This window comes from Pseudomonas sp. 2 (assembly GCF_056627435.1).
Genome location: NZ_JBWXNG010000009.1, coordinates 231,618 through 255,324, shown reverse-complemented (window position 1 = coordinate 255,324; position 23,707 = coordinate 231,618). Strand labels below are relative to the sequence as shown.

At 56.7% G+C, this 23,707-nt stretch carries 20 protein-coding genes and 1 pseudogene; 9 read left to right on the top strand and 12 right to left on the bottom strand.

What is annotated here, in order from left to right; translation table 11 throughout:
* Positions 1-26: 26 nt before the first annotated feature.
* The 7 genes from AC1MEK_RS17210 to AC1MEK_RS17180 all read left to right on the top strand — a co-directional run bounded on the left by AC1MEK_RS17210 (position 27) and on the right by AC1MEK_RS17180 (position 7,290).
* Complete coding sequence (locus AC1MEK_RS17210) at positions 27-788, top strand: hypothetical protein (RefSeq protein WP_480397476.1); 762 nt, start codon at positions 27-29, stop codon at positions 786-788.
* A gap of 444 nt (positions 789-1,232) precedes the next feature.
* Positions 1,233-4,268 carry a DEAD/DEAH box helicase gene (locus tag AC1MEK_RS17205; RefSeq protein ID WP_480397475.1) on the top strand — a complete coding sequence of 1,012 codons (3,036 nt, stop codon included), beginning with the start codon at positions 1,233-1,235 and terminating at the stop codon, positions 4,266-4,268.
* 152 nt (positions 4,269-4,420) lie between these two features.
* Positions 4,421-4,873 (top strand): hypothetical protein, encoded by a 453-nt coding sequence (locus tag AC1MEK_RS17200; RefSeq protein WP_480397474.1) that lies wholly within the window; start codon positions 4,421-4,423, stop codon positions 4,871-4,873.
* 14 nt (positions 4,874-4,887) lie between these two features.
* Entirely contained in the window at positions 4,888-5,097 is a 210-nt protein-coding gene (locus tag AC1MEK_RS17195) for a hypothetical protein (RefSeq protein ID WP_480397473.1), read from the top strand.
* 117 nt (positions 5,098-5,214) lie between these two features.
* A complete protein-coding gene (locus AC1MEK_RS17190) occupies positions 5,215-5,427 on the top strand; it encodes a hypothetical protein (protein WP_480397472.1) in 213 nt (70 codons plus the stop codon).
* A gap of 18 nt (positions 5,428-5,445) precedes the next feature.
* Positions 5,446-5,700: a GNAT family protein gene (locus AC1MEK_RS17185; RefSeq protein WP_480397471.1), complete on the top strand. Its 255-nt coding sequence runs from the start codon at positions 5,446-5,448 to the stop codon at positions 5,698-5,700.
* A gap of 552 nt (positions 5,701-6,252) precedes the next feature.
* Positions 6,253-7,290: an aldo/keto reductase gene (locus AC1MEK_RS17180; RefSeq protein WP_480397470.1), complete on the top strand. Its 1,038-nt coding sequence runs from the start codon at positions 6,253-6,255 to the stop codon at positions 7,288-7,290.
* A gap of 125 nt (positions 7,291-7,415) precedes the next feature.
* On the opposite strand, the gene AC1MEK_RS17175 is transcribed toward AC1MEK_RS17180, so the two are convergent.
* From AC1MEK_RS17175 to AC1MEK_RS17165, 3 genes are all read right to left on the bottom strand, one after another.
* Complete coding sequence (locus AC1MEK_RS17175; RefSeq protein ID WP_480397469.1) at positions 7,416-8,198, bottom strand: carboxymuconolactone decarboxylase family protein; 783 nt, start codon at positions 8,196-8,198, stop codon at positions 7,416-7,418.
* Positions 8,199-8,246: 48 nt separating this feature from the next.
* Entirely contained in the window at positions 8,247-9,233 is a 987-nt protein-coding gene (locus tag AC1MEK_RS17170; protein WP_480397501.1) for an aldo/keto reductase, read from the bottom strand.
* 236 nt (positions 9,234-9,469) lie between these two features.
* The gene (locus tag AC1MEK_RS17165) at positions 9,470-10,456 is read right to left on the bottom strand and encodes an aldo/keto reductase (RefSeq protein ID WP_480397468.1); all 987 of its coding nucleotides are present in this window, start codon (positions 10,454-10,456) and stop codon (positions 9,470-9,472) included.
* 280 nt (positions 10,457-10,736) lie between these two features.
* Between AC1MEK_RS17165 and AC1MEK_RS17160 the strand changes: the two genes are divergently transcribed.
* The gene (locus AC1MEK_RS17160; protein WP_480397467.1) at positions 10,737-11,645 is read left to right on the top strand and encodes a LysR family transcriptional regulator; all 909 of its coding nucleotides are present in this window, start codon (positions 10,737-10,739) and stop codon (positions 11,643-11,645) included.
* A 103-nt stretch (positions 11,646-11,748) separates the two neighbouring features.
* Here AC1MEK_RS17160 and AC1MEK_RS17155 read toward each other — a convergent pair.
* The 8 genes and pseudogenes from AC1MEK_RS17155 to AC1MEK_RS17120 form a co-directional block, all read right to left on the bottom strand.
* Positions 11,749-12,159, bottom strand: a pseudogene (locus AC1MEK_RS17155) (DUF1330 domain-containing protein).
* A gap of 44 nt (positions 12,160-12,203) precedes the next feature.
* The gene (locus tag AC1MEK_RS17150; protein ID WP_480397466.1) at positions 12,204-12,617 is read right to left on the bottom strand and encodes a putative quinol monooxygenase; all 414 of its coding nucleotides are present in this window, start codon (positions 12,615-12,617) and stop codon (positions 12,204-12,206) included.
* A gap of 227 nt (positions 12,618-12,844) precedes the next feature.
* Positions 12,845-14,287, bottom strand: a complete 1,443-nt coding sequence (gene gabD, locus AC1MEK_RS17145; protein ID WP_480397500.1) for an NADP-dependent succinate-semialdehyde dehydrogenase — start codon at positions 14,285-14,287, stop codon at positions 12,845-12,847.
* A 72-nt stretch (positions 14,288-14,359) separates the two neighbouring features.
* Positions 14,360-16,003 carry an acetolactate synthase large subunit gene (locus AC1MEK_RS17140; protein ID WP_480397465.1) on the bottom strand — a complete coding sequence of 548 codons (1,644 nt, stop codon included), beginning with the start codon at positions 16,001-16,003 and terminating at the stop codon, positions 14,360-14,362.
* A gap of 220 nt (positions 16,004-16,223) precedes the next feature.
* Entirely contained in the window at positions 16,224-17,447 is a 1,224-nt protein-coding gene (locus AC1MEK_RS17135) for an MFS transporter (protein WP_480397464.1), read from the bottom strand.
* 50 nt (positions 17,448-17,497) lie between these two features.
* Positions 17,498-18,394, bottom strand: a complete 897-nt coding sequence (locus tag AC1MEK_RS17130; protein ID WP_480397463.1) for an amidohydrolase family protein — start codon at positions 18,392-18,394, stop codon at positions 17,498-17,500.
* A 169-nt stretch (positions 18,395-18,563) separates the two neighbouring features.
* Complete coding sequence (locus AC1MEK_RS17125; protein ID WP_480397499.1) at positions 18,564-19,922, bottom strand: MFS transporter; 1,359 nt, start codon at positions 19,920-19,922, stop codon at positions 18,564-18,566.
* A 72-nt stretch (positions 19,923-19,994) separates the two neighbouring features.
* Positions 19,995-21,740, bottom strand: a complete 1,746-nt coding sequence (locus tag AC1MEK_RS17120; RefSeq protein WP_480397462.1) for an IlvD/Edd family dehydratase — start codon at positions 21,738-21,740, stop codon at positions 19,995-19,997.
* Positions 21,741-21,938: 198 nt separating this feature from the next.
* Between AC1MEK_RS17120 and AC1MEK_RS17115 the strand changes: the two genes are divergently transcribed.
* Positions 21,939-22,622, top strand: a complete 684-nt coding sequence (locus AC1MEK_RS17115; protein WP_480397461.1) for a GntR family transcriptional regulator — start codon at positions 21,939-21,941, stop codon at positions 22,620-22,622.
* 21 nt (positions 22,623-22,643) lie between these two features.
* Here AC1MEK_RS17115 and AC1MEK_RS17110 read toward each other — a convergent pair whose 3' ends face one another.
* Positions 22,644-23,633, bottom strand: coding sequence for a threo-3-hydroxy-L-aspartate ammonia-lyase (locus AC1MEK_RS17110; RefSeq protein WP_480397460.1), 990 nt, complete (start codon positions 23,631-23,633; stop codon positions 22,644-22,646).
* Positions 23,634-23,707 lie beyond the last annotated feature (74 nt).

Below are 23,707 nucleotides of genomic sequence, written 5' to 3'. Positions count from 1 at the left end.
ACATGCCGACGATAAGGTAGGGAAGAGTGAACGGTACATTGGAGCACTTCCGCAACACATTGGGCAGCGTTGGTTGGTTTATCCCTCCTTACGTCACCGTGGGATTTATCTCGAGGATTTGCAAGGCAATCACCGATAAAGGGCCATCGTTTGCCCAATCAGATCTACAAGCCCAACTTGCCTACGTTTACTCTCCATCCAACCTTGCCGCCATGGTAAGCGACCGGTATTCGATCACACCTTTTGTAAACGACTACAAGGCGATCATCGCAGAATCAGTCCAGGCCCATTTCATGGGGCTAGACCACGTCGCGGTCGGAGGGTTGATGCCAGTCATAGAAGGCGCGGCTCGCCGACTCGCAGAAAACCGTGGTGTTTCAGTCAAGGAAATCCGCCCGCAGTTCAAGGCGCTCGCAATGGATTGCATACGACAGGTTACCGAAGATGATATTGGTGTCGTAGGTGAGCTCATTTCCATGCTTGAATCATTTTCCGACTTTGCAGACCAGAACCTCTACATAAATTCAAAGAAACACCCTCATCTAGACAAAACTAACCGCCATGGAATCCTGCATGGGGATTACGACGACGAGGATTATGGAACTCCAATCAACTTCTACAAGGCGATTGCAGCGATTGATTTCCTGTGCATGATTTCGGCGCTACGGGCGCACGTATCCTGGCTTGCTCCTGACCTTACCGACCGCTCGCGAACACTTGCCGTTTACTATCGGCAGTGCCAGTGGCTGTCCACGATGAATCCAATGAAAGAGATGCCCACGAGCTAAGAGGGTCTGGAGCTATCAATCGAGGACAGCTTGGTTACTCCCACTCCCGGCCCTGCCAGATCTATGGTTCGAAAGGACAGGCATTGTTCAACCTGTAACGCACGTTGCGATGTCCCCCCGCCGAATAAGCGAATATGGAGTGGATCGGCAAGGCCAAGCCGAAAGCGATGAACAGACCACCGCAGAACCGATTGAATCGATCACCAGATCGTGGCGGCCCTCTTCATGGCCGTTGCTGCCGCCGACTTGGTGAACGCCACCTGTGGCTCAGGCTTCTGTGTGACTGACACATCAGCTGAGATAGCGGGCACGGCAGCGCCAAAAAGCGCACTGCGTGTTCGCCTCTAAGGATTGAGTCGGGAGTTTTGATGCAGACCGTGGAAGCCACAATTAACGCGCTACGCTAGGCGAGGGCGTTGCGTCATATCGTCGCGAGCGACGCAATTGAACAATTCTGGTTTGAATCTGATGGGTGACGGAGTGGCGATCAAAGCAATTTTCGTGGGTATCAATAAACACCTCGACCCGACGATCCCTGAGCTGAGCGGGGCCCGCCGCGATGCTACGGCATTATGGGCGCTGTTCACCGACACTGTCGAAGGCTTGGCTGGCCGACTGCTGGTCGATGAGGCCGCCACTCATGCAGAGGTTTCGCAGGCCATCCTCGGAACACTGTCGACCTCGGACCAAGACGACGTGGTCGTCATCACATTTGCTGGGCATGGCTCTCCCGATGGAAACCTGGTCCTGTTCGATACCAACGCAGCCGATCTTTCCAGTACAGGCCTATCGATGGCGGACTTGGCCGATGCCTTTAAGGCGACGAAGGCGCGTGCGGTGCTGTGCGTGCTTGATTGCTGCTTCAGCGGACAGGCGCCTGCACGCGTACTGGAGGCTGCAGCGCGCCCTCGAAGCGCATTTGCGTTGACCGGGGTTTACGGCGAAGGGCGCATTCTGCTTGCCGCCTGTGCAACCAACGAATCTGCCTGGGAGCAGCCAGGCACCGGACACGGGCTGCTTACGCATGCCGTAATCGAGGCGTTGACGGGTGCGGCCGGCGACTCGGTCAGCTTCCCTGAAATCGCCGGCGAGATCATCCGGCTGGCGCGTGTCGAGGCCGAGCGCATCAGCGTGACACAGACGCCTGTATTCCTGGGCAACGTCCAAGGCGGCCTTGTGTTTCCTATTCTCAAGCGCGGTGACAACTACGCCGCAGCGTTCCCGGCCAGAGCAGTCCAGCAAATGTCGGGATCATTTGCGGAATTGTCCGCGGACGGCTTTCCTCCGGAGATCGTTGATCAATGGACGACGGATTTCCCGCAAGGCCTCAACGCGCTGCAACTCAAGGCCGTCAACGAGCATGGCGTTCTGGCCGGCAGATCACTGCTGGTGGTCGCACCGACCAGCTCGGGTAAGACCATGATCGGCGAAATAGCGGCGATTCAGGCGGTCACAGCCGGCAAGAAAGCGGCGTTTCTGCTGCCATATCGGGCGCTGGTCAACGAGAAGTTCGAGGAGTTCAGCAAGCGATACGGACCTGCAGGCCTGCGCGTCGTTCGGTGCAGCGGTGATGCAACGGATGGCATTGGTCCCGTATTGAGCGGTCGCTATGACCTAGGTTTCTTCACCTACGAAACCTTTCTCAATCTGACGCTCGGTTCGCCCCGCCTACTCAACCAGCTCGGCCTCGTCGTGCTTGACGAGGGTCAATTCATCACGGACCCCAATCGAGGCATTACGGTCGAGTTGATTTTTGCGCTACTGCTACGGGCGCGTCAGCGCGGCATCGAGCCGCAACTGGTGATCTTGTCGGCGGTAATTGGCAACCTCAACAGATTCGATCGCTGGCTCGACCTGCCCTTATTGATGTCCCGCGAGCGGCCTGTGCCTCTGGTCGAGGGCGTACTTGATCGGCGCGGGACGTTCCAGTTCGTTGATGTGGATGGCACCACCAAGACCGAAGCGCTGCTGCCTGTGCATAGCATCGTGCAGCGTCGCGACAAACCCAGCTCGCAAGACGTGATCGTGCCGTTGGTTCAGCAACTGGTAACACAGGGCGAGAAGTTGCTGGTCTTCCGCAACATGCGTGGTCCGGCACAGGGTTGCGCCAAATACTTGTCCAAGGAATTGGGCCTGGGTCCTGCGACGACCGTCCTGGACGTGCTGCCGACTCAGGATGTGACTGGCGCCTCGCAGGATCTGCGGGAATGCCTTGCGGGGGGCACCGCGTTCCACAACACCAATCTCTTGCGCGCGGAACGCGAAGCCGTCGAGAAGGGTTATCGCAGCGCTGGCGGCGGTATCCATGCACTGGTCGCCACCACGACGCTAGCTGCCGGTATCAACACGCCGGCCTCGACAGTGATCCTAGCCGAGAACGAGTTCGTCGGTGAGGACGGCCGCCCATTCACCGTCGCCGAGTACAAGAATATGGCAGGACGGGCAGGACGGCTCGGATACAACGAGACCGGCAAGGCCATCATCCTTGCTGAAACACCGATGGGACGCGCGCAACTGTTCCAGAAGTACGTGCTCGGCGTGCCCGAAGACGTGAAATCATCCTTCCAGCAACGCGACCTGCCAACTTGGACATTGCGCTTGCTTAGCCAAGTTCGGGGCGTGCGAGCCACCGAAATTCCTGGCCTTCTGGTCAACACGTTCGGCGGCTACTCTGCATCACGCGCAAACCCGCAATGGATCGGAATCGTGGAGCATGAAGTCACCGCGCTAGTCGAGCGCCTGTTGCAGGCCGGGCTGGCCGAGCGCGAGGGCGAGTTGATCCATCTGACCCTGCTCGGACGCGCCTGCGGTGCTTCGTCCTTGTCGTTTGAGTCGAGCCTGCGGCTGGTCGAGTTGATGAAACAACTGAACGCCGCACAGACGTCGCCCACTTGGGTGCTGGCGATGGTGCAGGTCCTCGACGAAATGGATGCGATCTACACACCGGTCATGAAGCGGGGGCGCTCGGAGAGCGTGCGCGCCAATGACGTGGCGCAGCGTTATGGGCATGCGATGACGCAGGCACTGCAGCGATATTGCCGGGACGAGATTGAATTCTGGTGCCGATGCAAGCGCGCCGCGCTCTTGTACGATTGGATCGAAGGCACCCCCGTCGATGTTTTGGAGAAGCGGTTCTCGACTACCCCCTTCGGAGGCGCTGTCGGATACGGAAACATCATCGGAATCGCTGACGCAACTCGCTTTCATCTGCGCTCGACGCACCAAATCCTGTCGGTGCTCTTCCCGGACCAGCCCACATTCCTAGCGGGACTCGACGAAGTTCTGCAACGACTCGAATTCGGCCTTCCGGCCGGTGCGCTGCCGCTCACAGACTTGCCGCTCGCCCTGACTAGGGGGCAATACCTCGGGCTCTTCAACGCCGGGTGCTTGACGCCGGAAGCCGTGAACGACTTGAGCAGCGAGCGGCTGGAAGCCTACATTGGCTCAGCTAGCGCGTCGCTACTTAGGCAACAAGCATGAACGCCATGGTACTCCAAAGGGAATAGAATTTTCAGCTTGATCGATCTGACCAAGCCGGATGGCTTGCCAGTTAGAGGGCCTAAGGCTGCTAGGCAGCATCAGCAGTGTGAAGCTCCCATGCTTGATACGCTTTCTAATTGCTAGGAAAAATCTTGAACGCAATCAAAACAGAGCTTGAGAGAGTAGCCGTCGCGTGCCGAGCTGGGCTTATCAGCCTCGTTGAATCAAAAGGTTCAACCTTTAACGGATTTCCAAAAGGCGCGTGCGGAGTTGCTTCTGACATTTTGGGGCGAATAGTTTGGGAAACGCTGCAATATGAGGGGGAGTACGTGTGTGGTACACGTCACCCAGAGCTCAAAGGAGCGAGCCACGCATGGTTTGAGGTTGGGGATTACATCATCGACCTTACCCACGACCAGTTCCAAGCTACTGGACTATCCGGCTGGGTTTTCGAGCGTAACGATGGTTGGCATGCGCAGTTTCGATCCCTGGAGCGGCGTCAGGGGTTTTGCAAACCCTCCGAGTGGCCTGCATACCCATCGGATGGTTACAAGGCTTCCCGCGAAGAATCCAAGAAGTTAGGCCTGATCTTTCAGCCGGATTGAATAGGAAAACACCCATGAGCACGGCCATCATCCTAAGAACCCAGCAAGTGCAGGCCGTCAATCAGGCGCAGCGCAGTACCCCAGTGGCGGTCCTTATCCAAGCGCGCGCCGAAGGGAAAGGGCGCTTGCGTACCTTGGCGGCGCTCGGCCTGATCAATGTCGAAGAAGAGCGGGAGTTGTATTACCTGGACGAGACTGCGCGCCAAGTTGCCGAGGAAGCCTGAACCCCATCAACTTCTCGGAAACCGCGCCAAGTACACCAAAGCCCCGCCGTAAAACGCGGGGGCAGGTACAAGAAGAGGAAAGCTTTTCGATCCTCAAGACCGAGTGGGAGAACTCACATGCCAGCGATTACCGATCCTCACATAGGGCTCATCAGTTTTCAAAAGGCGCTGCTAAGCGGCACAATCACGCCCAAGCGTTGCAAGACACAGCGCGAACTTTATTTTCTTCGTGATAAGCCTACTCCTGACACCATTCGCCTGACTTACGCAATGATTGTAGGCCGCCAGGTTAAGGCCATGGCGACTTACATTGAGGCAGAGCCAAACTAAGGAAAACGCTGTTTTGGTGTGGGCTATACCGTTGCGATTCCCTTCCGTGGTCAGGGGCTGGCCAAGGCCGTCCTATCCAGCAGTTTGAAAGAGTTTAAAGGACTCCTGGAAGCCGACTTATCGGAGCCTGGTTTTTACCTTGAAGCCATCATCGGTGTAGATAACGAGCGGTCGCAAAAAGTGGCCAAGGAGATTATCAGTCAGGAACCGGACGAGATTTTTGATAGCGAATCAGGATTGCCTGCACTGCACTACATCACGCTCGTAACTTGATACCGAACTGTCTGAGAAAAAAGCATGAGCAAACGCAGAGCATTCTGTGATGTTGTCCAGGCGCAGGACGAAGACGGGTGTGAGGACAATGTTGAATTGACCCACCTGCCGACGCAAGACTGCCCCACCTCCAACTCGGCACGAACTCTGCCTAAGTAATGTTTTCGCGGAATAAGACTGGGTTATTGACATCTCAGCATCTGGGTTATCTCGGCGTCAGCGCCAACAACCATTGGAATATCGCAACTTTGCAACAGGAGCTGACTCGTCGTTCAGCAGCCTGCGACACACAATATCCAGCCTCGACGTTCTTCATTTCGCATCTCGAGAACGCCCTCTACTTTGATTCATGAGTAGAACTCACAGAACCATCATGGCAACCGGGCTTACCCCGGGCGGCGGCAGAGATTATATTCAGCTGTTCATAAAATCATCGATGGGGTGGCGGCAGCGTTTACGCCAGTACCGCTTTTGCACTGCGAGATGACCCGCATACGATTGTAATGACGCATCTATCAACAGCCAACGCCGCTATGTCGCCAAGGAGTGAATTTGAATTACGTGAATCTAGGTCGCACAGGTCTGAAGGTAAGCCGCTTGTGCTTGGGCTGCATGAGCTACGGCGAACCTGACCGGTTGCCTCAGCCTTGGTCCTTACCTGAGAGGGAGTCACGTCCTTTGATCCAGCAAGCGCTGGAGGCTGGAATCAATTTCTTCGACACAGCCGATATTTACTCGGGAGGTAGCTCTGAAGAGATAGTTGGCCGCGCGATTCGTGATATGGCAAGGCGCGATGAGGTCGTGATTGCCACGAAAGCATTCTTTCCTTTGCGTAATGCTCCCAACGTCGGCTTCCTATCTCGCAAGGCATTGCTCCGAGCGATCGACGACAGCCTTCTACGTCTAGGGATGGATTACGTAGACCTCTACCAAATCCATCGCTTCGATCACGGTACTCCGATTGAAGAGACGATGGAGACACTGCACGACATCGTGAAGGCAGGGAAAGTACGATACATCGGCGCTTCATCCATGGAGGCGTGGCGATTCGCCAAGATGCAACACATTGCTGAGCGACATGGCTGGACACGTTTTGTGTCCATGCAGCCGCAATACAACCTTCTTTACCGTGAAGAGGAACGGGAAATGCTGCCGCAGTGCTTGGACCAGGGCGTGGGGGTCATTCCATGGAGCCCGATGGCACGCGGAAGGCTGACCCGAGAGTGGAGTGAATCTACCAAGCGAAGTGAGAACGATGCATTCGCTATGAAGATGTACCAGAACGCCTCGGAATTGGATAAGCCAGTGGTAGATGTGGTTGCGCGCATTGCCGGTCAGCGCGGCGTGCCACGCGCGCATGTCGCACTCGCTTGGCTGCTATCGAAGCCGGTCATCACCGCACCCATAATCGGTGCCACAAAGAGCGAGCATTTGGCTACTGCTATCGGCTCGCTGGATCTGTCGTTGAGTGAGTCAGAAATTGCCGAGCTTGAAGCTCCGTATTTGCCTCACCCTGTGGATGGCATCATTCCTCCACTTCCAGTGACCCCGCCGGCGATTACTCCCCCGTCAGCTAATCAGCCTCGATAGCGGTGGACGTCGCACATGCTTTGGCGTGCGCGACTAGACGGGGATAGGTTTCGACGACTGGATGAGCCCCGCTCATCCAGGTCCGTAGTAATTGATCGGTAGCCGATCCTATTTAGCCCACGCCTTCACGTCCTCTGCCGCTTCTCGAAAATGCCCTTGGCAACCGACAGGGCTGACATCGCGTTGGGCCAGCCCGCATAGAATGCGAGGTGAGTGATAACTTCGGCCGCCTGTTCCTGTGTCAGCCCACTGTCCATTGCGCGGTTCAGGTGATAAGTGATCTGTTCGACTTGGCCATTCGATATCAAAGCCGCAACGGTGATCAGACTCCGGTCGCGCGGGGCAAGGTCGGGACGCAACCACAGATCCAGAAAAAGGAAGTCGGTGGTGTACTGGACCAGGCCCGGAGCGACGTTATCAAACTGTTCACTAACCCGCGTTGCGCGAACCGATTCCGCTTTCTCATCAACCGGCAAAAGAGTCGGATGCTCCGCAGCCAGTTCGTTGATTCTGATGCCCCGCGCGGAAAAGACTTCACTGACGGGGCCGATCGCTGCCATCGCTTTGCCCCATCCAGAATAATAAGCCAGGTGGGTGATGGTCTCGGAGATCTCGGCCGGTTTAACTCCGTTGTCTAGAGCGAGTTCTGCGTACTGAGCAAGAGCAGGCGTTTCACTTCGAGCAATCAGCGCTGCGATGGTTACAAGGCTTCGATCGCGGCGGTTTAGTCCGGGCCGGTTCCAGAGGTCGCCGTACAGACGGTCTTGGGTATAGAGCTCAAGAGCAGGTGCCACCGACCGTACATGGTCAGAAGCCAGGCGACGGCGCTCTTCGAGAGCCTGTTCGGACTCGGCCCCCGTGGCGCTCATGATCAAAGTTCCTGCGATGAGAGGTGCCAGGCGTTTCATAAAGTTTTTCCTATGCATGGAGTTTGGAAACGTAGGTGTAACTTCGCTCTAACTGCGATCAAATTGGCTTTCGGTAAAAGGGTCAGCACGACCACCATGCAAGGTGATCTTGGCGAGACCAGCATCGATCTCTCGCAGCTCGTCGGCGGTCAGCTGTACCCTCGGCGCGCCTACGTTCTCGATCAGGTGTGGATACTGAGTCGTACCTGGGATTGGTACGACCCAGGGGCGCTGTGCCATGACCCAAGCCAGAGCAAACTGGACAGACGTGGTCTGCTTACGCCGCGCCCATTCACGGGCAAATTCCAGCAATGCCATGTTGGTGGGAAGTGCGTCAGGCTGGAATCGCGGGAGGTTGTGTCGGCGATCCGTCTTGTCGAAGCGCTGGCTCGGATTAACCGCGCCGGCGAGGAAGCTACGGGCCGTCGGGCAATAGGGGACGAAGCCGATGCCAAGTTCTTCCAGCGTCGGAAAAATTAGCGTTTCAGGCTCTCTCCACCACATCGCGTATTCGCTTTGAACAGCGGTTACCGGCAACACTGCATGGGCGCGGCGAATCGTGCTCGCACTGGCCTCCGATAGGCCCCAATGCTTGACCTTCCCAGCCTTGATCAGCTCTTTTAAAGTCCCGGCAACCTCCTCGATCGGCACGTTTGGATCTGGACGATGTTGGTAGAGCAGGTCGATGTGATCGGTCTTCAACCGTTTCAGCGACCCATCGACCGCACGGCGAATATGGTCAGGACGACTGTTGAGCGCCGTGGGTTTGCCTTCCTCGACTCCAAATCCGAACTTGCTGGCGATCACCACCTGGTCGCGGATAGGGGCCAAAGCCTCACCCACAATCTCCTCGCTCAGATATGGGCCATAGACCTCGGCCGTATCGAAAAAAGTAACTCCCTGCTCGAAGGCGGTACGAATCAGCGACACCATCGCTTTACGGTCGCGTGGGCCTCCCCCGTAGTACCCGACCATCGGCAGGCATCCGAGTCCCATGCTGGAGACCTGCAACGAGCCCAGGCTACGCGTGGTCATGGACTGCTGCTTTACCGGGGCCGCAACGTCTGGGTCGCTTACGGTCTTGCCGCTAACCGATTGCGCGAAAGTATTCCCGGTGCTGGCCAAGGTGGTTGATGCCAAGAGCAAGCCGGTCCCGGCAATTATGAAACTGCGGCGATCTGCAGATACTGGGTTGTTTTCGGATTCGTTGTCTCTTGAATATTCAGTCATCAGTCGAGAGCCTCTGTGATACCTGTGGGTTGCCAACCTGCCTACCAGGCATATGCCTGCGGCGCTTCTCCACCAGGGCCCGGCCAGATTTCCTCAAGACAACGGACGGTGTCTTCCGATAGAGCAATGGTTGTTGCGCGCAAAGCCGCTCTCATCTGCTCAACTGTGCGGGGCCCAACCAGGGGGGCGGTGACAACGGGGTTCTGCAGCAGCCAAGCCAAGGCGACGTTCGATGGAGCCTCTCCTAAGTCCTCACAGAGCCCCTCATAAGCCTCCAATTGCATTCGATACTGTTCGACCCGTTTGGAAAGCGCGGGCCTGGCACGACGACCGCTGGCTGATTTTTTTAGGACGCCGCCAAGCAGCCCCCCAGAGAGCGGACTCCAAGGAATGAGACCAATACCGTAATGCCTGCAAGCGGGAATGACCTCCAGCTCGACGGTTCGACTTACCAGGTTGTAGATACTCTGTTCTGCGACCAGCCCAAGAAAGTGTCGCGCGTTGGCCATGGATTGAGCGGTGGCTAGGTCCCAGCCTGCAAAGTTGCTGCTGCCGACATAGAGGACCTTGCCCTGCTGCACGAGGATCTCCATGGCCTGCCAGATTTCCTCCCAAGGCGTATTACGATCGATATGGTGCATCTGGTAGACATCGATATGGTCCGTTCGCAGGCGGCACAGGCTGTCCTCACAAGCCTTACGGATATGGTATGCGGAGAGCCGGCGATCGTTCGGCCCTGGTCCCATAGGCTGATAGAGCTTTGTGGCGATAACCACGCGATTGCGTCGTCCACCCCTCTCGATCCAGCGGCCTATGATCTCCTCGGAAAGGCCAGAACCTTGTTTGATATCAGGTGACTGCTCTATCCCGTATACGTCAGCGGTGTCGATGAAATTGATGCCGGCATCGATTGCCTCATCGAGAATGTCAAAGCTGGTTGCCTCATCAGTGACATCTCCAAAATTCATCGTACCTAAGCAAAGTCGGCTGACCTTCAGGCCAGTTCGGCCTAGATGCGTATAGTCCATTCTCTTGCTCCATAAGCTGGATGCACCGGGCAAAGAACGTACTGAGCCCGACGCTGGAGGACCAAGAGTAACGATGCATATGACCATCAGTTAGCAGGGTAAGCTGGACGGACTTGTGAGCGATACTCATGACCAAACGGTACACTTTCGGCTGCGGCAGTTGTCACTGCCTGGACAGCCTGTTGTAGTTGTTGGGAGTTCGTCGCGTGGGGCGTCTTTGCTCGGTGAACGTAATTTGACGAGAGACCGACGCTAAACCTCTCCTAAGAAAGCGAGTTTTATGCAAACAAATCGAGCCGACGTTGCCGACCTGATCTATTTTCTGGCCATCGCCCGTCATCGAAGCTTCAGCCGTGCGGCGGTCGAAATCGGAGTTAGCGCTTCGGCGCTGAGCCACTCTTTGAAGGCATTGGAAAGTCGGCTCGGGGTTAGATTGCTCAACCGCACTACCAAGAGTGTCACGCTGACTGCGGCCGGGGAGACATTGGCCGAATCCATTGGTCATCCTTTCGAGACGATCAATGGCGCACTGGAAATGCTCAACCGCTTCCGAGACACACCCAGCGGTAGAGTCCGGATAAACGCGGCCGTAGAGGCAGCCAATCTGCTGTTGGCCCCGATCATGCCAGCGTTTATGGACCGATATCCGGATGTCGAGATCGACATTGTGGCCAGCAACCGGCTGGTAGACGTAACCGACGCTGGTTTCGATGCAGGCATCCGGTACGGTGGAACGGTTCCGGAGGACATGGTGGCCAGAAGGCTATCGGCAGATATACGTTGGGTCGTAGCAGCCTCTCCGGACTATCTTGATCGCTGCGGAACACCTGAGCATCCGGACGACCTGCTCAACCATCGCTGTATCAGCAACCGACTGGGTGATGACCGAATCTACCGTTGGGAGCTTGAGCGCGATGGTGAGTCATTACAGATCGCTGTTCCTACGTCGGTGACAGTGGACCATGCAGAAACGGGGCTCATAGCCGTGCTGGGCGGAGCGGGTCTAATGTATTTCCCAGAACCTCTGGTTGCACCTTATGTGAAAGACGGGCGCCTTCGATTGGTGCTGACGGATTGGGCCCCGTTGGGGGACGGTTTCCATATTTATTACTCAAGCCGCCGGCAGCTTCCGACATGCCTGCGGCTGCTCATTGAATTTATACATGAAACCAAGCCGCTTGGAATCTGAGGCTGAAGATCCGACATCGTTAACCGACCATCAATTGCCAAGGCTCGACGAGCGCCTCATGGGCTGTCATCACAACCGCATACGGCCACATCAAGGATGTCACCTAGCGCTCGGTTTGCTGGGGTAAGCCTTCGACGATGTACGAATTTGTGAGTCCAGAGCTCTGGCGAATAGGCCGGATCTTGGCGTATTCAGGAGAGTTGTACCAAGCCCGTGCCTACTCAAGGCTGTCAAATTCGATGATAATCATACGATGAGTAGGCGGATTACCTTCAAGCCTATCCATATGCCCGGCGCGCACCACGTAGCGGCCACTGTAAGGTTTGAATGTTGCGTCGACTTGCTCCCTGTACGGCTGGATGCCTTGTGGGTCCTGCAGATCGAATTCTGCAACGTAGTACGCGGGTGCTCTACCTGGCTCAGTTGGGGACGTTTGCGCCTGCGAAGCCAAGGGCACCGCCGCAAGCGATACGAATAGCCAAAGAGTTGGGATCAGCCTGCTGTTGAGCTCCATTCTTGTAACCTCCTTCGCGATGAGTGTAAGGAAAGACTCCAAACTTATGGTTTCTTGGCGCTCAACTGCACAGGTACTGTTTCGATCAGCTTGCGTGACTGAATCATAGATTGCGTCAGCGCCACGTACTTCTTGAAGTGGGATGATTCAATGTGCGCGCGGTAAGCTTCATCATTCGTGTAGATTTCAAAGAAGCGCAGGCTGTTTGGTTTGTCTTTTTCAGCTACGGAGTAGATGGCTACCACCCCTGGTTCGATGCGGATGGATTCTTCCATCTCTTCCTTCACTGCTGCCTTGTAAGCGTCAAGCTGTGCAGGATCGATCACCAGCTCCGCAATACGCACGACTGTCTTGTCCGGCTCCTGGGCTCGCACCATCGCTGCCGGAAGGAGGCCGCACATTACCACTGAGATAAATGCTGCTGTTTTCAGACGCAGTCGATTTCCCTTGGTGTTCATGGAATACCTTTGGTTGCTTGTCGGCCTGAGGGTTTGGCTGTCGTAGGACAGTATCCCTGAAGTCCTTTAATCAGTGCGGTTGCAGTTGTGGCGAGAGCTCACGGGTTTAAGGGTGTGGTGCTCGGATGATTAGAGCTGTAGTTTATTGAAACCGTCCAAAGTTCAAAACCGGGCAGGCTCGCTGCCCGGTTCTTGACTCCTTTCAGAACCCTGTCATTGCAAGTGAATCACAAGCTCAGGCACAGGTATTTGATTTCCAGATAGTCTTCGATACCGTACTTGGAACCTTCACGGCCCAAGCCCGACGCCTTGATCCCACCGAACGGCGCGACTTCGTTGGAGATCAGGCCGGTGTTGATACCTACCATGCCGTATTCCAGCGCCTCGGCCACACGGAACACGCGGCTCATGTTCTGCGCGTAGAAGTACGAGGCCAGGCCGAACTCGGTGTCGTTGGACATCGCGATCACTTCGGCCTCGTCCTTGAAGCGGAACAGCGGCGCCAGCGGACCGAAGGTTTCTTCCTTGGCGACGGCAGCGTCCTTAGGCACATCGACCAGGATGGTTGGTTCGAAAAAGTTACCCTCAATGGATTTCCCACCGAGCACAACCTTGGCACCTTTGCTGACAGCGTCTTGAATGTGTTCCTGAATCTTGGCTACCGCCTTGCCATCGATCAGCGGGCCGGTGGTGGTGCCTTCGGTCAGGCCGTCGCCGACTTTCAGCTTGGCCACGGCGGCCTTGAGCTTCTCGGCGAACGCGTCGTACACGGCGTCCTGCACGTAGATGCGGTTGGCGCAGACGCAGGTCTGGCCGTTGTTGCGATACTTAGAAATGATCGCGCCTTCGACGGCCTTATCCAGGTCCGCGTCGTCGAACACGATGAACGGCGCGTTGCCACCCAGTTCCAGCGAGACTTTCTTGATGTCGTGGGCACATTCGGCCATCAGTTGGCGACCGATTTCGGTCGAGCCAGTGAACGACAGCTTGCGCACGATCGGGTTGCTGGTCAGCTCGGTGCCGATGTCGCCGGCGCTGCCGGTGACCACGCTGAACACACCGGCCGGGATGCCGGCGCGCTCGGCCAGTTCAGCTAGGGCGAGAGCGGAATACGGGGTCTGCGAAGCAGGCTTCAGGACCATGGTGCAACCGGCAGCCAGTGCAGGGCCGGCTTTACGGGTGATCATCGCCGCCGGGAAGTTCCACGGGGTGATCGCCGCAGTAACACCAATGGGCTGCTTGAGTACGATCAGGCGCTTGTCCGGCTGGTGGCCCGGAATCACGTCGCCGTAGAGGCGCTTGGCTTCTTCGGAGAACCACTCGATGAACGAGGCAGCGTAGGCGATTTCGCCCTTGGCTTCGGCCAGCGGCTTGCCTTGCTCCAGGGTCATCAGGCGACCGAGGTCGTCCTGGTTTTCCAGCATCAGTTCGAACCAGCGACGCAGCTTGGCGCCACGCTCTTTGGCGGTCAGCGCGCGCCAGGCCGGCAGGGCCTTGTCAGCGGCTTCGATAGCACGGCGGGTTTCAGCGGCGCCCATTTTCGGGACGGTGCCCAGAATCTCGTTGTTCGCCGGGTTGTTGACCTTGATGGTCTGGCCGCTGTCGGCATCGGCCCAGGCGCCATTGATGTACGCCTGCTGGCGAAAAAGAGTGGAGTCCTTAAGCATCAGGTTCATATGTAGGTCCCATAAAGAAAATGGGGAGGGCCGAAAAATAAGGGGAGGGCCCTCCCGAAAAACGCTTCAGATGGCCGCGCTGCGCTCGCGCAACTCCATGTTGAGGATGCGGTCGTTCTCGGAGTAGTCGACCGGGCAATCGATGACATGCACACCGGGCGTGTTAATGCAGTGCTCCAGCAGCGGCAGCAGGCCTTCTGCGCTTTCCACGCGATGGCCTTTGGCACCGTAGGCTTCGGCGTATTTGACGAAGTCCGGGTTGCCATAATCCAGGCCGAAATCGGTGAAGCCCATGTTCGCCTGTTTCCAGCGGATCATGCCGTAGCCGTCGTCACGGAGAATCACCACGGTGACGTGCATGCCCAGACGTACAGCGGTTTCCAGCTCCTGGCTGTTCATCATGAAACCGCCGTCGCCGCACACGGAAATCACCGGGCGATCCGGGTACACCAGGTGCGCGGCCATGGCCGATGGCAGGCCGGCGCCCATGGTTGCCAGGGCGTTGTCCAGCAGCACGGTGTTCGGCTTGTGCGCCTTGTAGTTGCGGGCGAACCAGATCTTGTAGATGCCGTTGTCCAGAGCAACGATGCCTTCGGACGGCAGCACGCGACGGATGTCGGCGACCAGACGCTGCGGGTAGACCGGGAAGCGGTTGTCGTCGGCGCCTTCGGCGATCTGGGTTTCGTTGGCTTCGCGGATTTCCAGCAGGCGGGTGAAGTCCCAATGCGAAGTATCGGTCAGCGCTTCGCCGATCTGCCACACGGCGTTGGCTATGTCGCCGATCACTTCGATCTGTGGGAAGTACACGGCATCGACTTCGGCGGAACGGAAGTTGATGTGCACGACCTCGGTACCGCCACGCACCATGAAGAACGGCGGCTTTTCGATCACGTCGTGGCCGATGTTGATGATTAGGTCGGCGGCTTCAACGGCGCGGTGAACGAAGTCACCGGAGGACAGCGCGGCGTTGCCGAGGAAGCGCGGGTGACGCTCGTCGACCACACCTTTGCCTAGCTGGGTGGTGATGAAAGGGATGCCGGTCTTGTCGATCAACTGCTGCAGAACCTTGGCGGTCATCTTGCGGTTGGCCCCGGCGCCAATCACCAGAATCGGGCTGCGTGCTTTCTGCAGTTTTTCGACAGCGGCTTCGACCGACTTGTGCTCGGCGAGCGGGCGGCGGTGCAGGCTCGGCGGGATCGGCATGCTGTCGGTCTGCTCGGCGGCGATGTCTTCCGGCAGCTCCAGATGCACGGCGCCCGGCTTCTCCTCTTCGGCGAGGCGGAAGGCTTCACGCATGCGCGCAGGGATGTTGTCCGCCGAAGCGAACTGATGGGTGTACTTGGTGATGGGGTCCATCATGCCGCACACGTCGATGATCTGGAAACGACCCTGCTTGGATTTCTTGATGGGCTTCTGGCCGGTGATCATCAGCATCGGCATGCCGCCCAGGTAGGCGTAGGCGCCGGCGGTCACCAGGTTGGTCGCACCCGGGCCGAGGGTCGACAGGCTGACGCCGGTCTTGCCGGTCAGACGGCCATAGGTCGCGGCCATGAAGCCGGCGGACTGTTCGTGGCGGGTCAGCACCAGCTTAATCTGCGATTTGCGCAGTGACTCCAGGAGATCCAGGTTTTCTTCTCCGGGGATACCGAATACGTATTTAACGCCTTCGTTTTCCAGGCACTGCACGACAACGTCTGCGGCTTTTGCCATTTTTTCTATCACCTCTATCCAAAGCTCACGGTGGCTTTTGTATTTAAACGGGCTCACGGCCGATCGATGGGCGCTCTCCAAGCAATCTGTCGTGTCCGAATATGTTGAGTTGGATGGCCTACTTAAGGTCATCCTTGTCGGGTTGTGCTCTGGCGCTGATGTGCCGGGCGGCTGTTGGTGTACAGCCGCCCGATTGTGTTGATTACAGGTCGCTCTTGCGTCACGTGTCGTTCAGCGACTTACCTTGCGTCTCAGGCAGCAACAACGAGGCGACCAGCACTACACAATAGGCACCACCAGCAAATATGCCGATCGCCAGACCGAGGCTGGTTTTGGCACTCAAATAGCCCACCAGCGTTGGGAACAGCGCACCGATTCCTCGTCCGAAGTTGTACGCAAACGCTTGTCCATTCGCCCTCAGTGCCGAAGGGAATAGTTCGGTCAGATACGCGCCCAGCCCCCCAAATATCCCGGATGCTGCAAAGCCCAAAGGAAAACCAAGCAGCAGGATTTGGGTGTTTGTGAGCGGAAGCTGGGTGTATGCGTAAATCGAGATTCCCGAGAGTACGGAGAACAGCAGCAGATTCATCCGGCGACCAATGCGGTCCGCCAGATAGGCGCCAAAAATGTAGCCGCAGAATGAGCCCGTGATGATCACCATCAGATAGCCACCTGTACCGATGACAGACAGGCCACGTTCCGTTTTCAGGAAGGTAGGCAACCAGGTAGTCACCCCGTAATAGCCCCCCTGAATCCCCGCGCACATCAAGGCACTCAGCAGCGTGGTTCGAATCAGGCTTGGCGAAAAAATTGCCCAGAAGGGTTGAGATGGCTGAGTTGCACGGGTCTCCAGAAAAATCTGGGGTTCAGGTACGTTCTTGCGGATGAACACCACCAGCAAAGCGGGCAGTACGCCAACCCAGAAAAGCGATCGCCATGCCCATTCCTCAGGTAGCAAGGTGAATGCGAGGGTATAGGCCAGTGCTGCGACGCCCCAACCAACTGCCCAGCCACTCTGAACAGTCCCCACCGCTTTGGCGCGGTTTTCGCTTCTGATGATTTCACCCATCAGTACCGAGCCCACAGCCCATTCGCCACCGAACCCCAACCCCTGCAAGGCGCGAAGAACAAAAAGGGTTTCGAAGTTCTGGCTGAAGCCGATTGCCACGGTGCACAGCGAGAACCAGAGGATTGTGATTTGTAAAATCTTCACTCGGCCATAACGGTCCGCGAGGATTCCTGCTACCCAACCACCGATGGCAGAGGAAAGTAGCGTCACCGTGCCCAGCATGCCCGCTTGCCCTTTGTCGATGTTCCAGATGGCCACCAACGTGGAGATCACGAAGGTGAACACCATGAAGTCCAGAGCATCGAGTGCCCAGCCACCGAAAGCCGCTATAAACGTTCGACGACCGCTTTTATCGAGTTCTTTGTACCAGTTCATTTTTGTTGTGGTTCCTGGTTGAGACCAGCGTAAGCGCTGGGGAGGGATAGTCAGACGCCCGGGAAGTCGTAGAGACGAGCCGGGTTGTCGACAAGGATCTTCTGTCGTAGCGATTCTTCAGGTGCCCAGACGGCGAGCTGATTGAGCATCTGACCTGTATCAACCATGGTGGGGATGGCCACATGTGGCCAATCACTGCCCCATACAACCTTGTCGGGAGCGGCTGCGATCAGGGCCTGGGCCCAAGGCGTGACGTCGGCGTACGTATCCAGCTGATCACTGATTCGATAGGGTCCAGAAAGCTTGCACCACCAGTTGTGGTTGCTGATTGCCTCGCGTAGCGCATCCAAAGCAGGATTTTCCACCCCACCACTCACCGGCATATGCCCCATGTGATCGATCACCACAGGGCAGGGCAAATTACGCATGCGTGGCCACAATTCGGGTAGGCGACGAATATCCATGAGGAACTGCATGTGCCAGCCCAGAGGGGCGATCCGAGCCGCAAGGCGCTCCATGCTTTCAAACCCCACGCCACCGCCGAACAGCACGTTAAGCCTCACACCACGTACGCCCGCGATGTGTAGACGATTCAGTTCTGCGTCAGAGACGTCCGTATCCACCACGGCAACGCCGCGAAGCGAGTCGGGATGACGCTCAAGCACTTCACACATGTAGCTGTTATCGGTGCCATAGACACTGATCTGGACAAGAACCCCTCGCGTCATCGCGTTGCGCCGAAGCATGGCGTGATATTGGTCCTCAGGAGCCGGATTCGGGGTGTAGCTTCTACCAGACACAAACTGATCGTTCACGACATCGCGGACAACGTGGGCGTGGGTATCGCAGGCGTCAAATGGAACCGTGAAAGCTGGAGGTTCAGAGACCTCGTACGGGGGCAGGCAGATTTCAGTAGAGCGGACTAAAACATCGTCTGTGTTTGACATGAAAATCTCTCTGACTTGAGCAAGCTCAACGTAACTGAGCTTGCAAATCATGCGAAAAAGTTGCTCTGTCAGTTGCCTTTGCCCAAAGCGATCACTGTCAAAGCACTTCAGGCTTAACAGTGACCGCTGTTGATGGGCGTTAAATGTCCAAGGCAGGATTGAGCGCCCGTTACTCTTTAGAGTAGGACGGGGTCAGATTCTCGGATGCCTTGGTGGTAGGAGCTTTGAGCTCAAGTCGCTCAATCTTCCCGACCACCACGAGGTAGCAGAACATCGCAATCAACGCGTTCGCGGCAACGAACACCAGCGCGCTTTCAAACGAGCCAGTGGCCTGGAGGATCAAGCCGATAATGATCGGTGTGGTGATACCCGCAGTATTGCCGAAGGCGTTGAACATGCCGCCACACAGACCGGCGATAGGCTTTGGAGCGGTGTCGGCTACGACTGCCCACCCGATGGCGCCGAAGCCTTTACCGAAGTAAGCCATAGCCATGATTGCGATGACCACCCACTCCACGTCGACGTAGTTGCACGCGACCATCGATGTCGACAGCAGCATCCCGACTACCAGAGGGGCTTTTCGAGCGAAGGTGAGGGAATGGCCTCTGCGGATCAGCCAATCCGACACAACACCCCCAAGAACGCCACCCAGGAATCCGCACACAGCTGGAATCGAGGCGACGAAGCCTGCCTTCAGAATCGACATTCCGCGATCTTGCACCAAATACACCGGGAACCAGGTGAGAAAGAAGTAGGACAATGTGTTGATGCAGTACTGGCCGATGAACACGCCCAGCATCATCCGATTCGTCAGCAATTGCTTGAAAGCTGCCCATGTCGGCTTGGCCGCCTTCTCGCCACCAATCTGATCCATCTCAACCAGGCCGCCACCATCACGGATGTGCTGCAACTCGGCCGGATTGATGCGTGGATGCTGTACCGGTGAATGAACCGACCTGAGCCAGACCAACGTCATGAGAATGCCCAAGCCACCCATGACCAGGAAGACTTCATGCCAGCCGTAGCTGTACACGATCCAGCCCATGAACGGAGCGAAGATAACCGTCGCGAAGTACTGAGCGGAGGTAAAAATACCTGCTGCAGTGCCTCGTTCTGCCGCTGGGAACCATGCCGCTGCAAGCCGACTGTTTCCTGGGAAGGATGGCGACTCTGCCAGTCCAACGATGAACCTGAGAATGAAGAGAGTTACGACGGCGGTAGTGGTAGAAAGCAAGCCAATACCGGCCTGTACCATAGTGAACGCGGACCAGAGGAAAATGCTCCACGCGTAGACGCGTTTGGTTCCGAACCGGTCGAGCAGCCAGCCGCCTGGGATCTGGCCAATCACGTAGGCCCAGGCGAACGCCGAAAACAGCAGTCCCATCTGGACGGGCGTGATGCCCAATTCTGTTTTGAGTGAAGGGCTCACAATCGACAGCGTCGCACGGTCAGCATAGTTGATCGTGGTGACGACGAAGATGATGAAGAGAATTAGGTAGCGAACTCGTGTTGGACGGTCACTCATGATGAACCCCTAATTTTTATTGTTTGGGAATAGGCCAGCCCCAGAGGGCTGGCCGTCTCAGAGATAATTGAAGGGTTAGTTGCCCGAAGCAGGCACCCTGGCAATCATTTGAGGTGGGCGCAGAAACTCGAAATCACAGCCTTTGTCTGCCTGAGTCATCTGCTCGTAGAACAACTTGCGATAACCACGTTCGGCATTCACTGGTTTGGGTAGAACCAGATTCTTACGGCGCTCAGCCAGGATCTCGTCGTCGACCAAGAGTTGAATTGCGCGCTCGGAAACGCTGAGGCGGATGCGGTCGCCGTTCTGTACGAGGGCGAGGTTGCCCCCCAGAGCAGCTTCTGGTGTCACGTGCAGGACGATGGTGCCCGCAGCGGTACCGCTCATGCGGCCGTCAGAGATACGCACCATGTCTTTCACGCCCTGGCGGGCCAGTTTTTTCGGAATCGGCAGGTAACCGGCTTCAGGCATGCCAGGAGCACCGATCGGGCCGATATTTTTGAGTACCAGAACGTCGTCGGCATTCACATCGAGATCAGGATCGTCGATGCGGTTCGCCATGTCCTCAGAGTTCTCGAAGACGACAGCGCGACCCTCATGCTCCATCAGCTTCGGGTTAGCTGCAGATTGCTTGATGATGGCGCCATCGGGAGCGAGGTTGCCTCTCAAGAAGGCGATGCCACCGGCCGGATAGATAGGATTCGAGAAGCTACGAACCACGTCTTGCTTGTGCTCAGGGAAGTCTTCGAGCTCTTCACCCAGCGTGCGACCGCTTACCGTCATGCAGTCCAGGTGAAGCTGAGGCTTAAGCTCACGGAGTACCGATTGCAGGCCACCTGCGCGGTGCAGGTCTTCCATGTAGTGCTGGCCGGAAGGCTTCAGGTCGACCAATACCGGAGTTTCACGGCTCATACGGTCAAACGCTTCAAGGTCAATCTCATAACCCAGGCGACCTGCCACTGCGGTCAGGTGGATGATGCCGTTGGTTGAACCGCCGATGGCGAGCAGTACGCGCAAGGCGTTCTCGAAGGCCTTCTCGGTAAGGATCTTGTCCGGGGTCAGTCCGTTGCGCGCATTTCGTACGGCTTGGCGACCGCTTTCTTCCGCGATACGAATCCGGTCGCTGGTGACTGCCGGTGGAGTTGCACCACCTGGCATCACGATACCCAGTGCTTCGCCAATGCAAGCCATGGTGCTGGCAGTGCCCATGACAGAGCAGGTGCCCACACTGGCAACCAGCTTGTTGTTCACTTCGCTGATTTCTTCGTGGCTGATTTCGTCGGCGCGGTATTGACCCCAGAAACGACGGCAATCGGTGCAAGCACCCACGCGCTCACCGCGGTGGCCCCCCGTCAGCATGGAGCCGGTGATCAGTTGGATCATTGGGACGTTGGCCGATGCCGCCCCCATCAATTGGGCAGGCACGGTTTTGTCGCATCCACCGATCAGCACCACGGCATCCATTGGCTGTGCACGGATCATTTCTTCCGTGTCGATGGCCATCAAGTTGCGCAGGTACATGCTGGTAGGAGCAGAGAAGCTTTCAGCAACCGAAATGGTTGGAAAGTCGATGGCCAAACCACCTTCCATCATCACGCCACGCTTGACGGCTTCAATGAGTTGAGGGGCATTGCCGTGGCAGGGGTTGTAACCGCTGCCTGTGTTGGCGATACCGATGATGGTGCGATCCAGGGCATCGTCGCTGTAGCCAGCGCCTTTGATGAAGGCCTTGCGGAGGAACAAAGCGAAGCCTGTGTCTCCGTAGTTTGTGAGGCCCTTGCGGATGCCGGTTGGTTTTACGACGGGGGCTTTATCAGGCATAGGTCACCTACCGCTATTATTGGATTTATGATCGATCAGATTATTGATAATCTGTTGATGCGAATAAAATCACGATCAGGGCCGCGCTGCAAGCGCAGATCGTCGGCTGAGAGGAAGGAATTCAAAGACTGCTGCAGGCGAGGTTGATTTGTGGCAGTCTGCGACTAACTAGCACTACCGTTTTAGGGCAATCCGTTCATGCAGCTTGTAGACTCCGAAACCAATATATTTGGCCTTGAGCAGGTCGTTCGGATCCTGGAGGAGGAGATCGTTCTCGGCTTCCTTCATCCTCGCGAGCGGCTGGTCGAGGACGATCTGCTAGAGCGGTTCGGGCTCAAGCGTCATGTGGTCAGGCAGGTTTTGGTCGAGCTTGAGCGGATGGGCCTCGTCGAGCGAAAGCGAAATGTGGGAGCCCTGGTTCGGTCCTACACGGCAAAAGAGGTCGAGGACCTTTACGACGTGCGTGAGCTGTTGGAGTGCCAATGCGTCCGCCTCATCAAGTTTCCTGTGCCTGAGGCTGCACTCGCCAAGCTGATTGCTATTCAGAAGAACCATGATGAAATGATTGCAACCGGTAACCTGCGAGGGGCCTTCAGGGCCAACATGCAGTTCCACGAGACCCTATTTCACCTTTCCGACAACACGGTTTTGGTAGCTGCCATCCAGGACCACGCGCAGCGTGCGCACTCGATTCGTTCATCGTCTCTCGTTATCAGCGAACAGCTTGAAAGAGCTCGTCGTGAGCATTGGATGATCATTGAGGCGCTCAAGGAAGGAAACGCAGACCGCCTTGTTCAGTTGTGCAGTGATCATCTAAAACCTTCTCGGGATACGTACGTATCACACTATCACCTGAGAGATAGTCAGAGAGTTATGCCCTAGCTCTAAGGCCGGTGATTGGCCTCATAAGCGGGCTTGTTCTGGCCCGCTCAACAGCAGTTTTGCGTAATGAACCAGATCGACATTTCCACCGGATAAGATTACGCCAACTCGTTTCCCTTTTAGTTGCTCACGCAATTTGAATACCGCTGCCGCGGCAAGGCAGCCAGTGGGCTCTACTACCAAATTCATACGCTCGGCGAGAAAACGCATGGCGTGGAGTAGTTCGTCATCCGAGACCGTGAACATGTCATTCACGAGCTCTTTGATGACAGGGAAAGTCAATTCGCCCAGCGCCTGCGTTTGCGCGCCGTCAGCGATTGTTACCGGGGTATTGATCAAGACGATCGACCCTTTTCGGAAAGACAGCTGACCATCGTTTCCGGCCTCTGGCTCAACTCCAAACACCTCACACCGCGGAGCGAGATCACGGGTGATCAGCGCCGTACCCGAGATCAATCCGCCGCCTCCGACTGGGACGAGCAGGACATCGAGTCCTTCAACTTGATCGAAGAGCTCCAGCGCCGCAGTGCCCTGGCCAGCCATAACGTGTGGATGGTCGTACGGGGGTATTAAGGTGTAGCCGAACTCATCCTGAAGCTTTCGAGCGATCGCCATTCGATCCTCAGTGCTACGGTTGTACTCGACTATTTGGCCGCCGTAGCCAAGTGTCGCTGCCTTCTTGGAAGAAGGTGCATCTGACGGCATTACGATCACCGCTTTGATGCCTAACTCCTTCGCCGCGAGGGCAATACCCTGAGCGTGGTTGCCAGATGAGTAAGTCACCACGCCTCGAGCCTTTTCGTCGTCGCTCAGATTCATCAGCGCATTCATGGCTCCTCTGATTTTGAATGCCCCCATGCGCTGGAACTGCTCGCATTTGAAGAATACTTTGGCGCCAATCATGGCGTCCAAGGTCGACGAGGTGAGAACTGGCGTGCGATGGATACGACCAGAGAGGAGTTCGGCAGCAGACCGAACATCACTGGCCGTTGGAATTGGTATTGCGGTCATGGCGACTCCATCAAGAGGGACATCGAAATTGGAACATTGCGCTTTTGAGAAGGTGCTGCTTGCGTCATTCCGGG